Annotated in this window: 13 protein-coding genes; 1 reads left to right on the top strand and 12 read right to left on the bottom strand. The window is 59.3% G+C overall.

The features are described 5' to 3' along the window. The 8 genes from IE243_RS20040 to IE243_RS20005 all read right to left on the bottom strand — a co-directional run. Positions 1-561: UvrD-helicase domain-containing protein (locus tag IE243_RS20040; protein ID WP_191321116.1), on the bottom strand; the 561-nt coding region annotated here is incomplete at its 3' end. A 33-nt stretch (positions 562-594) separates the two neighbouring features. After that, positions 595-888, bottom strand: a complete 294-nt coding sequence (locus IE243_RS20035; protein ID WP_191321115.1) for a hypothetical protein — start codon at positions 886-888, stop codon at positions 595-597. 12 nt (positions 889-900) lie between these two features. Beyond that, positions 901-1326, bottom strand: coding sequence for a hypothetical protein (locus tag IE243_RS20030; RefSeq protein ID WP_191321114.1), 426 nt, complete (start codon positions 1324-1326; stop codon positions 901-903). Between the two features lie 28 nt (positions 1327-1354). After that, a complete protein-coding gene (locus IE243_RS20025) occupies positions 1355-1726 on the bottom strand; it encodes a single-stranded DNA-binding protein (RefSeq protein WP_191321113.1) in 372 nt (123 codons plus the stop codon). Between the two features lie 240 nt (positions 1727-1966). Beyond that, complete coding sequence (locus IE243_RS20020; RefSeq protein ID WP_191321112.1) at positions 1967-5374, bottom strand: hypothetical protein; 3408 nt, start codon at positions 5372-5374, stop codon at positions 1967-1969. 99 nt (positions 5375-5473) lie between these two features. Then, positions 5474-6529: a hypothetical protein gene (locus tag IE243_RS20015; protein WP_194624603.1), complete on the bottom strand. Its 1056-nt coding sequence runs from the start codon at positions 6527-6529 to the stop codon at positions 5474-5476. A gap of 38 nt (positions 6530-6567) precedes the next feature. Continuing rightward, complete coding sequence (locus IE243_RS20010) at positions 6568-7902, bottom strand: Rad52/Rad22 family DNA repair protein (RefSeq protein WP_191321110.1); 1335 nt, start codon at positions 7900-7902, stop codon at positions 6568-6570. Positions 7903-8114: 212 nt separating this feature from the next. Beyond that, complete coding sequence (locus IE243_RS20005) at positions 8115-10238, bottom strand: DNA topoisomerase (protein WP_191321109.1); 2124 nt, start codon at positions 10236-10238, stop codon at positions 8115-8117. Between the two features lie 156 nt (positions 10239-10394). Between IE243_RS20005 and IE243_RS20000 the strand changes: the two genes are divergently transcribed. Continuing rightward, the gene (locus IE243_RS20000) at positions 10395-12488 is read left to right on the top strand and encodes a hypothetical protein (protein WP_191321108.1); all 2094 of its coding nucleotides are present in this window, start codon (positions 10395-10397) and stop codon (positions 12486-12488) included. Between the two features lie 484 nt (positions 12489-12972). Here the strand turns inward: IE243_RS20000 and IE243_RS19995 are convergent, their stop codons facing one another. From IE243_RS19995 to IE243_RS19980, 4 genes are all read right to left on the bottom strand, one after another. Then, positions 12973-13845, bottom strand: a complete 873-nt coding sequence (locus IE243_RS19995) for an arginase family protein (protein ID WP_191321107.1) — start codon at positions 13843-13845, stop codon at positions 12973-12975. Positions 13846-13872: 27 nt separating this feature from the next. Next, positions 13873-14124: a hypothetical protein gene (locus tag IE243_RS19990; RefSeq protein ID WP_191321106.1), complete on the bottom strand. Its 252-nt coding sequence runs from the start codon at positions 14122-14124 to the stop codon at positions 13873-13875. A 207-nt stretch (positions 14125-14331) separates the two neighbouring features. Beyond that, on the bottom strand, positions 14332-16749 hold the full coding sequence (locus IE243_RS19985; protein WP_194624602.1) for a type IV secretory system conjugative DNA transfer family protein: 2418 nt from the start codon (positions 16747-16749) through the stop codon (positions 14332-14334). A 161-nt stretch (positions 16750-16910) separates the two neighbouring features. Continuing rightward, positions 16911-17540 (bottom strand): ATPase, T2SS/T4P/T4SS family, encoded by a 630-nt coding sequence (locus IE243_RS19980; protein WP_191321104.1) that lies wholly within the window; start codon positions 17538-17540, stop codon positions 16911-16913. Positions 17541-17704 lie beyond the last annotated feature (164 nt).

Below are 17704 nucleotides of genomic sequence, written 5' to 3'. Positions count from 1 at the left end.
AATGTGAGAACTACTTCGTTTCATGCGGATATGAACCATAATGATCGAAAAACGCTCTAGGGCATCGCGGATTGCGGCGGCGCTGATTGATTTGGCGTCTTCGGGAAAGTCGTGTGCGATCACTTCTTTGAGGATCGCAAGCTGCTCGTCGTCGTCCAGAACCGTGAACCTGGGGGACAGGTCAATGTACTCCGCGTTGTCACGCAGGATCCGGATGCAGATGGAGTGAAACGTGCCGATGTTCATGGAGCGGGCCGCCGGCCCCATCATGTGCTCAAGGCGCTCCTTCATTTCGTGAGCGGCTTTGCGGGTGAAGGTGATTGCGAGAACGTGCTGCAGGCTCAGTTTTCGCTCGCCGATGACCCATGCAATCCGGGAGGTAAGGCAGCGGGTCTTGCCTGTTCCGGCGCCGGCGAGGATGAGGACTGGGCCGAAGGGCGCAGTGACGGCGCTGTGCTGGGTCTTGGTGAGGTTCGTCAGGGCGGTGGCAGAAAGAGCCTGGAACTCGACCAGGGCTTCCTCGACGCGGACTTCTTCTGTGTCGTCCTGAAACTGCGACATGGCTGTTCTCTTCAACGAAGAAAGACCGGGCCGTTATGGCCCGGTCTGAAGATGGGTTGCGTCAATCAGGACAACACCGTTTTTTCTGCGGCCGGCCTTGTCGGTCATACCGGCGCAGATTGGATGGGATTTTCCTTCAATGACTATTGCTTCTGCGAGTGATTTTCCCATCGGGAGCATGGGTGGTTCGGTTCCCGGGCGGTAGACTCCGATAAGGCGGTCGGTGTCTGGTCGCCCGCGCTGGTCAACCGCGTGGATGAGAGATTCATCCAGGCTTAGATAGCCGAAGAGCACCCGTGTAGTGGGTGCTCCGGTCAGTTGGTTCATGTCGGTGCTATCTCAGGATTTCGACTTCGGCCGATGACTGAGGTCGAGGGAAAGGCTCCCTTCGAGCCAACGATCGCCGGTTTCCCGAGCATTTTGCTCGGAGCCAAAGACACCGACGCAGAACCACTGGACGCCATTGTCCTCACTTGCGGCGAGTGATGCATTGCCGTCGGGCAGCACTGCGACGGAAACGCGGCGGCTGTCGAGGCTTCTTCCCGTCGAAGCGAAGGAGACGGTTTTTTCGACGCCGGGCATATTGGTGGGGATGATCAGGTCCAGCGCATACGGCTCGCAGTCTGGCGTCGTTACCTTGGGCAGTAGGGTTTCGACCACGCGCTGGGAACTGACGCGTCCATTAATGGCAATATCGGAGATGTGCGCTTTTGACCGGGCGCGGGCGACGGCGTTGATTTTGACGGGCTCCGGAGTGGTGCTCATTTTGATCTTTCTGTTCTTTCAGTTTGGTTCAGGGGACTACAGGTGCTTGAGCGACTGTGGTGAGAGCAGCCCGATCAGGGCCAGGCAGTATTTTGAACTTTGACTCATCACGAAGAATTATTTTCGGAAGCCGCACCTTGCTGCCGCTGGAATTGACGAAATGCTCGTAAATCAATTCACCTTCGACGAGAACGATTGTTCCTCGTCGCGCGAATGGACTGATGGTGGTGAGCACAAGGTGGTCGTTCTTCACGACCACGGTATGCCAGTCAGTTATTCGTTCACGGTTTTTGAACCGGTGAGTTGCAACCGTGAGGGTGGCCTCGTGGACGCCGCTTTCTTCAAAGCGGACGATCTCGGGGTCCTTTCCGAGCGCACCGGATATTTTGCAAATATTCATGCTGTCTGCCCGATTTTTCTCGAGCGAATTATAACATGGTGAAATGTGGCTGTCGCCGTGCCGTCGGCAGAATGCTGCGGCATTAAATGGCCCTAAGGGGAATTTTGGGCGGCGGGAATTTCAAATTGAGTTTGGGTGGCGTGACGATGTTTTTTGGGCTTTACCCACATGGTGGATCATTCTTGCGTGATTATAAAAGGCGGCCCGGGGAGGGCCGCTCTTCCTGTTTTCATAGTTGCGTTAGAGGGAGACGCCGGTATCGCGGTTTTTCGCGGCCGACATGGTCTGTGCGTTAGCTGCCGCGATCCGGGTGCTTTCCGTATTGTAGTGTGCTGCGAGGTTGATCATTTGGTCCCACAGACTTGGGTCGCGGTCGTGGCCGGCGTCGTGGCCGGCATCGTCAATGCCTGGTCGGTTGGCCGGGACAATGCCCTGGGCGACAAGACGGTCATGCTCGCTCCAGGTCTGTGAGACCATGGGCGTAGCCTGACCGGCTTCAACCTGATCGCTGAACCGGTGGACGAAGGCCTCAATTGTTTCGTTCTCGCCGAGTTGCTCCGCGCCAAAGTCCCAGGTTGCGGTTCGGGTCGCACGGTCGCCGCCGAGAACAAGGCCTGAGTCCTTGTCGCGGACGGTCTTCTGGTCGTTTGAGGCGCCGTCGGACGGCTCAAAGGAGGACGTCACGGAGGTGCCGTAGCGATCCAGCTTGATCGAGAGAGCCGAGAAGTCCCGTGTCAAGAGGCTGTTCGCTGAATCCCGGTAGGCGCCTGGGAGGGCGGCGACGGGCTTCTCGCTTCCATATTTGGCGACCGCATAGGCGACGTACTCGTGGCTGCGTGCGAGCCCGAGTACAGCGCTGTTTGTGATGCTTCCGGCGAGGTCAATGGCTTTGCGTTCGCGAGCTTGGTCAGAAAGCGCGGTGCTCGCGCGACGCTTTTGAGCTTCGAGATCCCGTTCCGGTGATTGGGTTGGCTGAGGGGCAGCGGTTTCGTAGGCCCCTGCAATAATTCCGCGGGGATGGCTCTCGACGACGTCCATAAGGCGCTGTGCGACTTCGGGGCTCAGTGTAGTGGGTTTTGAGATGTCTTGCGGCGTGATGACGACGAGGGGAGCGCTGTGTTGGATAGCCGCGTCAATGACAGCGAGATTGAAGCCGGTCTCGGCGGTGGTCACGATGGTGCGGCCGGCTTCCGCCAGTGCCTTCACGCTGCTGTCGACGATATGCAATTGCTCCGGCAGCGGAAAGGATTTGCCTCCGATGAACAGCACGCCGTCGTTGTTGAGCGGCATGACTCCGGAACCGGCCGAAATGATCGGTTGGGTTTTCGCGGCGGCGCCATCGAAGGAGAGGTTGAAAATCTGCTCTTCCTTGAGAGCCTTGATTGCGTCGAAGGCTTCCGTGGCGGCCTGGGTGATGTTCCGGACGTTCTTGATGTCGTTGAGGCGGAATGCCTCGACGGTTACAGCGCCCGCAAGAGCCTTGTATTTCTGCCGTTCCGCCTCGGAGAGGTTCTTGCCGCCGTCGACGGCGACTTCCGGCAAGCGGAACATGTCGCCGACGGTTGCGTCGATGCCGGAGAGCGTTGCTAACTGTTCCGATGTCCTGCTGGGGATGTGCATTTCATGCACCATCAGGCGGGCTGCGGCGGACGACACGGGCAGGGCCATGATGTCCTTGTCCATGATGTCGTGAAGGCGCTTGGTGGCCATTTCGAGTGGCGTAAGGGTGACCGGTGCGGTGATCTTGTCTGCAACCACGCGCGAGAGCTCTTTGCCGTTGTCGTCAAGCACCGCTGCGAGTTTGTTCTGCGCGACTGCGGACCGATAGGCGCGTGCCGCAGCAAAGTCAGTTCGGTTGTTGTTGTGAGGTCCGAGGCCCGCAACTACGATCTGGACCGCCATGTCGCCGAACGCATCAAGGCGGACCATGTCGGACTGATTGCTCGTCGCGCCTTTGCCGTCGAGGACAACGAGGGCGCCATTGGTCGCACGATAGCCGGCCGAGGAGAACAGCGGGACCGTCTCGATTTGGGTCTTGCCGTCGGCGCCGGTTTTCTCGTTGATGATGTTGTAGGAGAGCTCCTTGATGTTCACCCGGTCGCGGGTTTCCGCGTCCCGCGACACGTCACGGCGGTACTCGACGAGCAGGTTGACGACAGGCATGCCGGCATCCGTAGCCGCGTCGATCGCGGCCTTTACGGCGTCAGTGTCAAGGGCGGGAATGATCAGGGCGCTTTTGTTGCGGATCGCTTTGTTTGCGTTGTGCGCGGCGGCCACCAGATCGGTGATCTGGGCATGATCCTTGAAGTAGCGTGACGGGAAGATGCCTGACGCGTTCAGGTGCTCGAAGGGGCTGGAGCCCTTGCCAAAGATTGCACGTCGCTGGGTGATCTGGTTGCGGGTGATCAGGAGCCACTTTCTGTCGCGCTTCGGATCAGCCTTCAGGTTGGAGAGGAGCTTGGCGGTCCCGGCGTACTTCTCCGGGTTGTTCGCCGAGACCTTTTTCATGCCGTTGAGTACGGCTGCCACTTGGGTGTCGGTGTAGTTGTGGTCCTGGAGGGGGGTGGAGATCCCGTCGTTCTCCAGGATTCGGGTGCTGAGGGCGGTGGCGAGATAGGCGTCGGTTGGTCCGTAACCTTCGCGGCCCTCCGGGCGCCGGAGGCGCGCCATCAGGGTGTTGTTTCCAAAGGTCTGGCGGTCTTCGCGCACGGTGAGGGTGGGCTTGCTGAGCTCGGCAAAGATCGCCTGGAAGCCGTCCCTGGTTTCATCAACCGTAGGGAGGCGGCCACCGTGTTCGCGCACATGGTTGTGGGTCCACGTGACGACGTTCTCCATCACCAGGGCTTCCTGAGCGGTCTCCATTTCGAAAATGGTGGAGGTCAGGTGGTCCTCGCCCGATGCGCGGGTCTGGTCCCGGTCGGCGTCGATCAGGAGGGTTGTGGTGGCGAAGGAGCGCAGGATGGCCTGGGTCTGGTGGGTGCGGGTGATCTCGTTGGTCGCCAGAACGACGTCCCTCTCGTCATCCTCGAGGGCGTCAATGTCGATGACGGTTTCGTCGAGCGGGGCGGCCTCGGTGTTGTCGTACACCAGGCGAATTGCGTTGCGCAGTTCGCCGTAGATGGGGGAGGCGGTAAGTTCTTCTACGAGCCGGCCACGATCGCCGGTGGGCGGGGGCGGCACGTTTCCGTCGTTCACGGCCTCAGCAAGCGCTCGGGAGGTGAGGTGATCGACAATGGACTCGCGGGAAGAGCGTGGGACGCGATCGCCAATTGAAACGTACAGGTCACGGCGTGCGTTTGCGGCGCTGGCTCCGCCGGTAAGCTGGTTGTCATTGATCGTTTCGCTCAGCGCGCCCTGAGCAATTTCAATGCTGGACAGGGTGCGTTCGCGAACCTGCTTTTCGCCGGCGATGTCGCGCGCAGCCCGGCTGGCGGCGATTTTGAGTTCATTCCAGTATGCCTGCGGAACGCCCGGTTCGCCGGAGGTGAGTGAACTGAGGGCGTGCGCAAAAAGCGCGCGGGCAGCCGCCCCGGGAGAGGCGAACTCCGGGCGGTCGGGATTGTTCAGCGGATGGCCATAGCCGACTTTCACTCGGTTACGGTTCTCAAGACTGATGAAGTCGAGCTGTCCGGAGGCAAAAGCGGGCATTGGGGGACCTTTCCTGTTGTTTGGAAATTATATCAGACGCGGAAAATGGGCACCAAGCGCTTTTAGGCGCTTTTTTGATTTAACGGCGAATTTTCGCTTTTAGGCGCTAATTTTCGACCATGAAACAATTTCGGGGCCGTGCCATGGGTGCTGGAGCGTCGCGAGAAGGGGCAAGGTCCAGCCTTCGATGGCGGCATCAAAAAGGTCAAATCCGGCGGGAGTTGGCGCGGGTCGGGGGGCTGGCGCTCCGTTGTTGACTATGAGGTCGACGGGAGGCGTCCACAGGTGGGACGAGATTGCGCCATGGAGACGTGCGTTCTCCGCTACGGCCGCAGCGAACGCGAGGCCGGCTGCGTCGTAGTCGTGGGCCACGACCACGGTGAGGCCGGCAACAGGGGACCAGTCGACCAGGTGGGGTGACTTTGCTCCGCCAAGCGTTGTTGTAACCCAAACCCCGGGCTGGTCACGGAACAGGTTCCGCACAGCGTCGGCTACTTTCTCGCCTTCGGTTACGACTGCAACGGTCTGGTCTGTGAGGTTTTGGAGGTTGTATAGCGGGCGCGGTCCATCGGGGCCCTTCATGCGCCACTCAACCTTGTTGGTGTGACGGCATATGCAGGGGGTTATGGGAACTACGCTTTTGCCGCGTTCAGGATCGTCAAGCCTTGCGGTCCTGAACAGTAATTCGCCGCCCTTGTTCATCCAGTCCCAGATTGAGGTTACAAGGGGTGCGCGCTCGCGGAACAGTCGCTGGATGTCGAAAGGCGCCGTCAATGCCTTCTCGGGCGCGTAGTCCCATGTGACATGGTGCTGGGTGTGTCGTGGGGACCTTTGCGGCTCTGGCGGCTTTACGGCGGTTGCTGTGATGCGCCTGGGAGATCCGGGGAGCGCGAAGCCGAGGTTTGCGAGCTCCCGGGACACGTCGCGGAAGTCGCAGCCAGCAAGGCAGTTAAAAATTACCCTGCCGTCCTTTCCGTCGATAAGGCTCAGGGACGGACCGTCGTCGGCGTGCGCAGGGCACCTCGTAAGCCAGTTTTGGCCGGATTTTCTGGCTGACGGGCTCAGGGCTTGGGCAATCGACATGGCGGTCCAGGAGGCCATTGATGGTCCCTTTTTTGGGGTTGGGTATTTGAGCTGGGTATCCCGGTGCGTCATAAAAAAAGGCCGCCACCTGGCGGCCCTTTCATGAGGGATCAGTACGGTGGTGTAAAGGTCTGTGGGGCGATGAGATCCTTTACCGGAAGGTTGAATTTCATCGTGTCGTTGTGAGCGATGAGGTAATCAAGCATGTGCTCCCTGAAAGCGGCGACGTGGTGCTTGTCGGCGGGTTTTGTCGCCTGCTCCATGATCTGGAGGTATGAGCCAGTGATCTCACAAATTCGGTGAAGCTGTGCGCTGGACTCACTCTTGGTCATGATTTGGTAGAGGTTCCGGAACTGCGCTGTCCATCCCGGGATATCAAGCGCCGAGAGGGTGTGTTCGTCCGTGTTGATCGAAGAAAGCCGGATATCCACGCTTGGCTGGTCGTTTTGGGCGACGGGGTTACGGGTGCCATGGTCGGTTGGCACAGCGGGAGCGGCCGGGACGTTCTCGGGCCGTTGGGGCGCCGATGTCGTATTTGGGCGCGGGGCTTCGGCTGGACGCGATGGCGCCTGGACGCGGTTTTGCGGAGCGACGCCGGCAGCGGGGGGGGTAGCACGGTGCTGGGGTTCAACGGACGCAGGCGCCTGCCGCGGTGCCTGTTGTGCGTGACCGGCGCTGGGATCTGCGGGAACGGGGCGCTGCGCCTGGGTCGAGGGCTGAGGCCGCCCTGGCGGCGGCTGTTCTCCTGTTCCTTGCTGCTGCGCCGATGCTTGCGGGGCCGTCTGGACGCCACTTGCCACGCGGGTATTTCCAGAATGATTGGCAGCGTGAGGCGGCATGATTGTGGCGGCTGGCCTGTCCGGAGCCGGAATGGCGTGGTCGGTGGGGTGCTCGTCGTCTTCGGATATCATGGCGTATTGCTGCTTTCCCCCCTCGCCGGTAGCGAGGCCAAGGGCACTGCCGAGCTGTTTCGCCGCGCGCTTTGTCGCATCCGTTTCGGCGAACTTGATCGCGAGTTGTCGGGCTCTGTGGTGCCCGTCGGCAGTGGTGTTGCGGCATATGCCAACGCCGGCTCCGGCGCCTTCACGAATGAAGCTCAAGGTGGCGCCGTTCTCGTCCGTCACGCGCAGTGTCAGGCGGACGATGCACGAGTAGGAAAATTCGATGGAAGGAACCTGGATGGTTTTTTCAGCGCTGGTTCCGGTGTTTTGGTCTGTCTGGTTGGCTGTGTGGCTGAAAACGGTTTTCCGGACACCCTCAAGTTTGAGGTCCTTGATTTCCTTGTCGATATTCTCGATACCGAAAATATCGTTCATCTGGAAGGTGATAAAATCACCATCGATGTAGTGGTAGGTCTTGCCGCCGGAGCCTGTTCTCTGGTTGAACGCAGAATCGGGCACGCGGGTGTTCAGCTTTGCGCGAATTTCGGAAATTTTGCGGGGCATGGTTGGCTCACTTGACGCTGATCTGGAGATAGTGGTCGAAACGGGCGGCGAATTAGCGGATCACCTGCTTGAATTCGACGGTGTGGTCACCCCATTCGCCCGGGCGGTGGTTCTGCAGGCGCATCGCGGTGGGTCAACATTTAAGAAGATCTTTTTATTGGGATTTCTGCCTGGTGGATGTTTCCTGTTTATATTGAGTGAAGTGGCTGGCTCTAGAGCCAGCCTTTTTCCTGAAATGGGCGCCGGTTCATTGAGCCTGGAATCCAGTAGCGTCCGGATTGGTGATCGAGCTTGGCGCCAAGCTTGTGGGCGTCAAAACCTTGGGATTGGGGAACGCGGAGAAATATGCAGTTGGCAGGTGGCGGCTGCGTTGTCCGTGTTTTTGCCGGTTGTGTTGCCCGCTTTGGGGCTGATGAGTCCTGAGCCGACCGTGGCGGAGTTGCTGGGCGTGACTTTGGTCCGGTTGCCGCCGTCTTGGCCCCGTGGGCAGCCTTTGTCTTCTTTGAGGCTGCGAGATCGACGCGGGTGGTGCTCTGGGTGATGCGCTGGGTGATCCAGGCGGCTTGTCTGGAGATCTCGGAGATCACCTGCTGGGCGCTGGCGGTTCCTTTGAGGATATCGTCGAGCCTTGCTTCCATACGAGCGGTTGCGCCGGGGTCGACGATGACAGGGGCGACTTCCATGAACACGTCGTAGATGAGCATCCCGGCGGGAGTCGGGACGAGATTTTTATTCTGGACGTGCACCTGGCGCTGGTGTTTCAGGCCTTCAATGATGGCGCTACGTGTGGCTGGGGTGCCAAGACCCTTCGCCTCTTTCAGTCGTTCGCGTTCTGCGGGGTCCTGAATAAATTTCCAGGCGTCCTTCATTGCCTTGATGAGGCCCGCTTCGGTGTACCGCTTTGGCGGCTCGGTCCATTTTGCGGCCAAGGTTGCTTCGGTGGCCCTGACCATGTCGCCATCCTGGAGGCTTGGGATGGGCGCCTCTTCTTCCTCATCGATGTCGGTTTCAATGGCTTTCCAGCCAAGGTGAATGGCGCGTGCGCCGGACGTTGTGAAAGTCGCCGAGGTGGTATCCGGACGCTGGGGGGTCGGAACGTTGGCGGTTAGTGTGGTCTGATCGTAGACATAATCCGGCGCCACTCCGGCGAGAAAGCGGCGCGCGATGAGATCAAACAGTTTGGCTTGATCGGCGTTGAGTTTTGCTGCGGTGGCAGCGAAGCCGCCGGGACAGTTGACGTTGGGGATGATTGCAAAATGGGAGATGCCAGCGAGCTTCTTGTCGCAAAATATCCCGTCGGCCCCTGTGCGTATCTCTGCGACGGCGCACTGTGAGTAGGCCTGAATTTCATTTAGCTGCCGGACGAGCGCAGGTATTTCCGGGATCATTGTCTCGGGAAGGTATTGGGCCTCGGCTCGTGGGTACGTCGTGAGGTTGAATTCCTCGTAAAGTTCCTGAGCGATTTCGTCCGTCTTTTTGACTGTCCAGCCCCAAAGGGTGTTGGCGCGCTGTTCGAGCGCCGGAAGGTCATACGGCTGTGGGGGCCGTCTGCTTTTGCGCTCGGTAATGACGGATATGGGCCCGGTAAATGCCTTGGCAGCTGAAAGGATGATTTCGGCGACGCTGGGGTCGACGATTCTGTCCTTGTCAGATGGCGCGTGCTTGAGGGTTGCCGAGCCGGTCCGGCCAGTGACTTCCATGATGATTTCGAAATATTCGCTGCTTTTGAAGGCTAGTATCTCTTTTTCGCGTTTGCACAGGATGCCCAGTGTGGGGGTTTTAACGCGGCCAACCCCTATGACTCCGTCGGTGCCGGGTGCGCGAAGCACGGTAGTTGCAACGCGGGTAAGTGTGAGATTGTAAATCTGATCGGCCTGCTGCCGCGCAACGAAAGCCTGGTAGAGCGTTTCGTACTCGGTGTTGGACTTTGCGGCGGAGAATGCGTTTCTCAGTGTGACGGCGTCTTCGGCCGTGAACATTGCGCGCTTTACGGGTCCCCGGTAGTTGAGAAGGTGTAGGATAGATTGTCCAATTCCTTGTCCCTCCCGGTCGCAGTCAGTCGCGATAATGACCGCTTTGGCGGTCTTCAGGGCCTGTTTGATCCGTGCGAGGCGAGGCGGCTTTCCCGAGCCTTCGTCGGGAACATGACCGTAGAGGCCGTTTGGCGGCGTGAGGATGTCCTGGTTCCAGTTCTTCCACTCTGGTTTCACCTCGCCGGGAGTTTCGAGGCGCAGCAGGTGCCCCTGGCAGGGGAGGATCTGTCCGTAGGTGCTCCCGAGGGCAGCGATAACGTTTTTGGCCTGTGAGGGCTTTTCGCAAATTACCAGAGTGGTCATTTATATCCGCATTTTCAGGAAATCGCGTGAACCGTATTTTATCTTTGGGTTTTGGCTGATTTCAAGGCGCTGGGCTGCTCACAAAACATTTGCGTGGTTTTGTAGGCAGGCGGTATAATTTCGGCGGAACGAAAAAATCCCCTTTAGGAGAGTGCTATGGCGACCACCGTGTCCGGCAATCCGACGATTCAGGCTCTTCAGGAGAAATATTTCCGCGACGGCGGCGCCGAGACGGACAGGGCGCAGATTTATACCGTGTACGAGAACGTCTCAGCCATGCGGGAGGAGTTCCGTGGCGCGGGTGTTCCGCGTTCGGCGATCCGGTGGGATCGCGGAAACAAGGTGTTCTTGCTGGATGGTTCGGCTGTCACTGACAAAAATGCAGCCCAGGTGACCCTTCTGATGGGTCGGTATGGCAAGGGCAGCGATGGCGAGGTGGCGTGGAAGGACGAGCGCGCGGTCAAGGACCGCGAGAATGAGGATCTCCGCGGGGTCCTGCGCAGTGAGGTGGTTCAGAACGGTTTGGCTGTCGACATGCGCTCCCACAAGGAGGGCGTGATTGAGGCCGCGTTGGTGGACGCTGGGCAAACGCCGGAGATGGCAGCGGTTGTCGCCAGGGAGACGGTGGCGCTTGGTGAGCGATACCAGCGCTCTGGAGAGTTGGATGGCGCTTTGGGTCCGACGGATGACGAGCTGTTGGCCCAGGCTGCGGCGTCTATCGATGCGGATCTGGAGGCGGTTCTTGGGCGGCACAAAGAGGAAGATCTGCAGGCTGCCGATCGGGCTGCTGCCCTTGAGCGGGAACGGAAGGACTTTGTCCTGTCGTATATTGAAGGCGCCCGCGTCAGCACACTGGCAGACGGGGTCGAGCCGGCTCCGTTCCCGGAGCTGGGGCCGGATGTGTATTCGGTAAACGCGCTTGCGGGTGATGGGTCGTCACAGCGCTGGGATTTTCGGTTTGGCGTCAATAGCGCGACGGCGACTGCCGTTGCGCTGGTGGGCGAAGATCGTCTGTTTGATGAGCGCGTGCAGACGGCGCGGGAGTTGTTCCAACCGTACTTTGGCCGGTTCAAGCGCGAGCAGCCTGAGGTGCGGATCGCTCGCGATCCGGCCGACCCACATGGCATGAAGATGAGTTTCAGTGAAGACTCTCAGAAGGCGCAAGCGTGGGAACTGAAGTTCAAGCAGGGCCCGTTCAAGCGCAAGCCGAGCGCGGAGATCGCAGAAATCCGGTGCAACGGGCAGGAGGTTTCTGAGCAGGCGATCTTTATGGCCGGTGCGGAAGGTGGGCCAACGCTTGAGCGGGTAGCGGGGAGGCTGGATACCTCGCCTGCGCGGCAGGTGTTGGCGGTTCTTACCGTGCCGATGTCCGAACGGGCAGAATTCGATCGCGTGAAGGCTGAGACAGGCGCCGTGACGCGTTATGACAAAAATGCTGACAGCGGGTTTGGAAAGCCTGGGGGTTGGTATCTTCTGAAGGGAGACCCGAAGGACTTCTCGAAATGGTCTACGGCGGAAGCGTTTGCGAAGTTTGTTGAGGAGGGGAATGACCGTTTCCGTCGGGCGAAAGTGCTCGAGGACGTGGCGCGGGTTGCTGGTGCTCAGGAAAAAGGGCACCCCTACGGGCACTTTGCGCGAGGAGTGATGATGCCGGCGAAGGAAGAGGACCGGGGCAAGTTCGTCGACGGGTACAAGGACCCGCGTGGAATTGTACGACGCGGGCTCTCGCAAGCGAATGCGGAAGAGCTTCGCGATCTGGCCAGGATCACGTCGGCGAGCTACATCGAGTATGATCGCCGGGAAAGTTCAATCCGGCTCGAGGTGGTGGTGCAACGCAGCGAGCACTGGAAGCAGCGGTATGACAACATTCCGGGAACGCACGCTGAAAAAATTGCCGCGCTCCTTCCGCGTGAAGCAGCGGATGGCAAGATGGGCTTCATGGGCCTGAACCACGGGCCGAACCGCGCAAGCTGGACTGTCGATGGCGTCGAAGCCGGGTTGCCGGAAATCGACAAGCGGACCATGTTGTCGTTGAAGCGTGGGTTCGACTATCTGCAGGATCGGTATGCCGTTGTTGCGGGCCGGCCGCTGGATATCTCGCTGAAGGGCGTAAAGTTGGCCGAGTATGTGGAGAAGCGTGAAGTGAGCGCGGAGACCGCAGTGGTTGCGTCCAGGCCGTCAGAGGCGGCCAAGAATGCGCTTGCTAACCGCCTGTTTGGCGGCCGGTCGGCTGGCGTCGGGCGGGAGTAGTTTTTTCTGCGGGATTGTGTCATCGGGCCCCGGCGTTTCGCCGGGGCCTTTTTGGTTTTCGGGACAGGTATTGGTGTCGGGGTGGTTGGCGGAAAGGATGAGTGCTGCGGTCGTGGGTTGGCGGTACAGCACCGCGTTAAGGAGACCAGTGCGCGGGTTGTGGTGGACGGCGGATCCCGGCGCTTTGCGGGAGGTTAGCCGCTCGTAAGCGGCCTGGAAGTACTCAAGCTGCCCGGCGGTATCAACAGCGGGATTCAATGTTCCCTGACGGGCCAGATGTAGCCATCTCTGGCTGCCGGTTCTGGACGGTCTTCAATCACCATATTCAGTGGCTCTCCGGGATTGTTCATGACGATGGCCTTCATGGGATGAGCCTTTCAAGACAAGCGCTTTCGATCAGAAAAGAAGAGAGTTTCTTCCGAGAATGCGGGTTTGGGTTTCGTGGAAAGCGGATGGTTCCTTTTTTTGGGCCATCCGGCATGGATCAGCACAGCAGCGGGAGCGCGCGCAGCGACCTGGACAAGTCGATCACGTTCCAGGGCGTGAACTCCGCGATGGTGAGACCGACGATGTCGGTTTCGGCGTTCACGGCGTTCAGAATGCCCGCGACTTCCTCGAACAGCATGCGCCCCTTGGCGACGCCGTCGAATGCGCCGGGCGCCAGCGACGGGTCGTTGAACAGCAGGAAGTCGTAGAGCGTGGGATCGAGAACATCGACGTCGAAGTGGACAGCGATCTTCTTTGCACCGTTGGAACGGACCCATTCGAGAACCTTGGCGGGCGAACCGGCCAACTCCTCGGGGCTCAGGCGCGTTATGCCATGCTTCTGGACAAAGCCGGTTTCATACGGCGTCGTTTCGGTCAGGCCGACATAAAGGATGTTCTTCGGATCGATCTTGCGCGGGACCACATCGGTAAAGTCGCTCGCCGCTTCGTCCATCAGCATCGCCAACACATGGGCATGGGCATTCGACATCTGCTCCGGTCCCATGATGTCGGGATGAGCGTCGACCCAGAGAATGGCCAGATCATCGCCGTAACGCTCGTTTAGCCAGGCGAAGGGCGCGAGACTGACGTGGCAGTCCCCGCCGAGTGTCACGATCGCCTCCGGTGCATGGCGCTTAATCGCGGCGCGGGCCATCGCGATTTGCTCAAGGAGGGCGTGACGGGATGTGATTCCACCTTCGACAGGGCGGCTTTCGCCTGTTGAGGTGGGAACTGGCACCGTTTCCTGCGGCCCCTGGGGGTCAGGGGCGATGGCAGCCAGGACTCGGCCGCCGATCCGGTAATCCGGGCGGTCACTGCCTTGCCATTGCGGCATGTTCAGCCGCAGGACGTTCTTCGGGTCGATAGCCATGGATAAAACCTCTTTCGTGAATTCGTTTCAGGCCGCGCGGTAGGGCGGATAGTAGACGTAGCCCTGGGCGCTGCAGCCATAGTAGGTCTCGCGGACGGAAGTCGTCAGCGGCCAGTGGTCGCGCAGGCGCTCGACGAGATCGGGATTGCAGATAAGGAGCTGGCCGAACGCGGCGAGGGTTCCACGGCGTGGATTTGGCGGAGTGTGGCGGACGGAGCGTGATGGTGAGGCGGCGTTCTGCCGGTACCCCACGATTGATCGCGGTGATGACTTTGCCACCAGTAGCTGGTTCTTGCGGGTAGCTGATCCAGCTAGGAGGTTAACCCGGGCAGCAGATGCTTCAAGGTCGCGTTGATGGTCGGCGTTGAGCTGCGTTAGCGCCGCTGAGGCTGGTGTGCCTGTCGTTTTCTCGGAATCCAGGCATTGGGAGGAATTTGCAGAATATGATCATTCAATGAGAAGCCCCGGCATGTTGCCGGGGCGATATTATGAGTAAAATTGGGGGCTTACGTCTATTTTCTGACCCTGGATGTGAAATGCCATTTCAGGAACCCTGGCGTCTTCGCGGATGTGTCGCCGGTGGGATTCCCGTCGGTGTTGGATCATTTCCTGCAGGCGTGCCTCATAGAGATGTTGTGGCAGATAGAAGTCGGACGACGGGGTCCGTGGGTGAACCGTGCCTGGTGTTACGCGGTCGGCGCCAGGATAGACGCGCTTTGAGAGGATGGGGTCCTCGAAATACCGCGCCGCATCGAGGCGCATGGGCCGGTTGAGGAAGTTCTGGACCAGAACGATCACCTTGTCATCCGGCAGGGCTGCAACGTCTTCGTTCCGGAGGAAATTCACACCGCTGGTTTGCTCGCTGACATTGGCCGCAAGGGGATTTGACTGTTTGGAGAGGCCCTCCATGCCGGAGCGGCTCCGGTCGCGAATTGTGGTTTTGCCGACCATCTTCTGGATGCGTTCGATCGTGCTTGGGTTGTTCTGCGAGAAGACGAGTTTGACCGCGGTGGTCGAGATGATGACCTCGATGTCTTCCTTGGTATAGGTCTTCTCGATCTGCGCGAAATCCTGTGACGAGATCTGATACATTGTTTTCATGGAGCGCCCCAGGTCGGGCCCTTCCATGATTGCGGTGATCTTGGGCAGCTTTGCGAATTCGTCCAGGGAAAAACAGGTAGGGGTGGGCCCGAGTTTCACGCCGGTTTTGATATTTGTCTCCCGGGGGCGGTAGCTGAGGAGGTCACGAGAGAGGACCTGGTAGAGAAGGGCGGTGATCTTGGCGAATGCCGGTGCGTCAGCCTGGTTGATACAAACGTAGAGTGTTACGGGCTTCCAGTTGGCTGTGTCGGCATGCAGCTTCTCAAACTCGGCTCCGTTCTCGTCAAGGTAGTCCTTGTGGTCCGTGGGCAGGCGCGTGCGGCGTTGAATGCTGGGGTCGAGTATCCCCCTCATGTCGTCGCCGGTGAAGTCGCAGGCGGATGTACGCTGCTTGACTGCGGCGTTCTTGAACGGGATGAGGGCTTCGTCCATCGTGCCGATAATGCCGGATCGCTCCTTGTCGGCCATGTTGATGAGCGTTGCGAGTTCCATGAACCCACGTTCTGATTTACCGCGGTTGAGAGGATGGTCGGCAGGATATTCTGGCTTGACCTTGATCTCGTTGCTGATCGATCGGATCCATTCGCCGAGTTTGTCGGCGTTAGGGTCCATTCCGCCGCCGGTCATCATGGGATCGCCGTCGGGAGTTCCCTGGCCCTCACCCGTGGCGTTGAACTGACTGATGGTCAGCCAGTCGTTGAGCATCGGTAGTGAGGGCTCCATGCCGATCCAGTTGGCGGGGATGCCGTCGTAGTTGCGGGCATCGCCGACTTTGGCGACGATCAGATGCATAAAGCCGGTGAGTGCGGCGCGGCCTTTGTTGACGAAGTAGGAGTCTCCGCCCTTTTTGTCGTCTGCCGAAATGAGCGTTTGAGCGATAGCGTCGAGGTAGGTGTCGCGTGCTGGGCCGATAGGGGGGACAAGACGGGGCGACAGAAAGTTGAACCGCGGGTAGAGGGTCGGGCGGGTGTAAGAATAGACATCGGCTGATGCGAATTGCTCCAGCCATTTGACCGTGAGGTCAAAATCACCCGGGTGGATCTGAACGGTAGTCGAGGCCTTGTCATCACCGGCGGCCGCGAGCACAGCCTTGGGTACGCTGTCCTCGTCCATATCTGGGGAGTTTATGTACTCCCAGAATGGACGGTTCGCGTTTTTATTGAACGTAAAAATGTAATTCGGCTGGTCGGTATTTGACCAGTTCAGCATGAAGACGTGGCTGATCGAGGCGCGATAATGGGAGGTGAAGGCCCAAAGTTCCGGTTTGGGGTCGTTGACGATGAAGGACGTTGTATCGGCGGTTACGATCGTCGGGACGATGAACGCCGTCGTCTTGCCAGTTCCAGGCGGGGCCAGACAGAGGGTGGAGAGTGTCTCGATGAGCTGGACCAGCCCGCCCTTGCGTTTTCCGCTGGGCCATCGGCCTAGCGCGACAGCAAAGCCGCCTTTGATCCCAACCTTTTTGGCTGCTTCCATTTTGGTGAGAACATCATCGTCGGCCCAACCCGCCATGCCTTCCTTGTAGGAAATGTTGTCATGGGGATTCATCAACGCGAGCACGCCAGCGGGCAGGATCGCAACGAAATTGCAAATCCCATATGCCATGAACGATCCGCCGAAGACTGCGAATGGGCCTGGTCCGAATGATTCTGCGAAGAGGAGGTGTATCTGGATGAGCTTGCCCTGCATTGTCAGGGTGAAGAATGAGACTACGCCCTTCCAGGTTTGCGCTGAGAATGGGTCTCTCAGGGCATACCAGATCACTGGTGTAAGCAAGGTAGCCAGGAGCATCGAGAAGACCATGAGTGCGATGGATCCGTTTCTCCATCGCGTATGGCCTGTGCGGCTGGCGGTCATGTGATCGGGAATATGTTCCCGAATAAAGGGGTTTCGGAATCCCATTTTATGGCCCTTTTTCGGGAGGTGACGGGCAATTCGGCGAGCTGGTTGTATGCGGGCGGCGGCTACAGGATCGCGGTGACGCGGCGCTTCTCGCCTTCGCGTTTGAGCTGAATGACGCGAAGTCTGTTCAGCATGTCTGCCCGGGCCGCGTCGCGGTCAGCTACCTCTGCCGGATGGGTATGGGCAATTCGCGTCATGAATGAGCTGATTGCCTCTTCGGGTGAATCGGCGTGGATGGTGGACATGAAGTGACCATGCCCTGACCGCATGAGTTCCCAGATGGCGCCGGCGTTTGTGGTGGATATTTCGCCGGCCATCACCACATCCGGCGTCATGCGCACTATCAGGTCTACAACCGACTTGTAGTCGAATTCGTTGTTTTTTCCTGATCGCTGCATCACCAGATGGCATCGGTTTCGATGCGGTATGACGAGTTCGCGCGTGTCCTCGATCGTTACGATCCGAAGATTTGGATCGATATGTTCAGCCATGGCCCGGAGGAGTGAGGTCTTTCCGGCGCCAGTTGCGCCGCTTATGAGCACATGGTCTCCGCGGGTGATGCTGTTGAATATTTTTGTGTAGGAATTGTCGGGATCAGCGTTTTTTTTCATGACGTTGCTGACCCGGCGCCGCTGTGGTTCCGACCGCATGGAGATGCCCCAGCGGTCGAGAGAACTGTCCTGCTGCTTCATGAATTGGCGCATGACCAGAGAAATGGACCCGTTTTCCCAGGTCTCACTCTGGTGGTACTGGACGTTGGGACCGATCGCCATGACGAGGCGGTGGCCGCCAGGGGCTATGGCGCGACAATCTGGATGCGACGCGCGCGACAATCAGTGTGAGATTCTACGTCGCG

The organism is Camelimonas fluminis, assembly GCF_014656355.1.
GTDB lineage: Bacteria > Pseudomonadota > Alphaproteobacteria > Rhizobiales > Beijerinckiaceae > Camelimonas > Camelimonas fluminis.
This window is presented reverse-complemented; position numbering and strand designations above follow the sequence as displayed.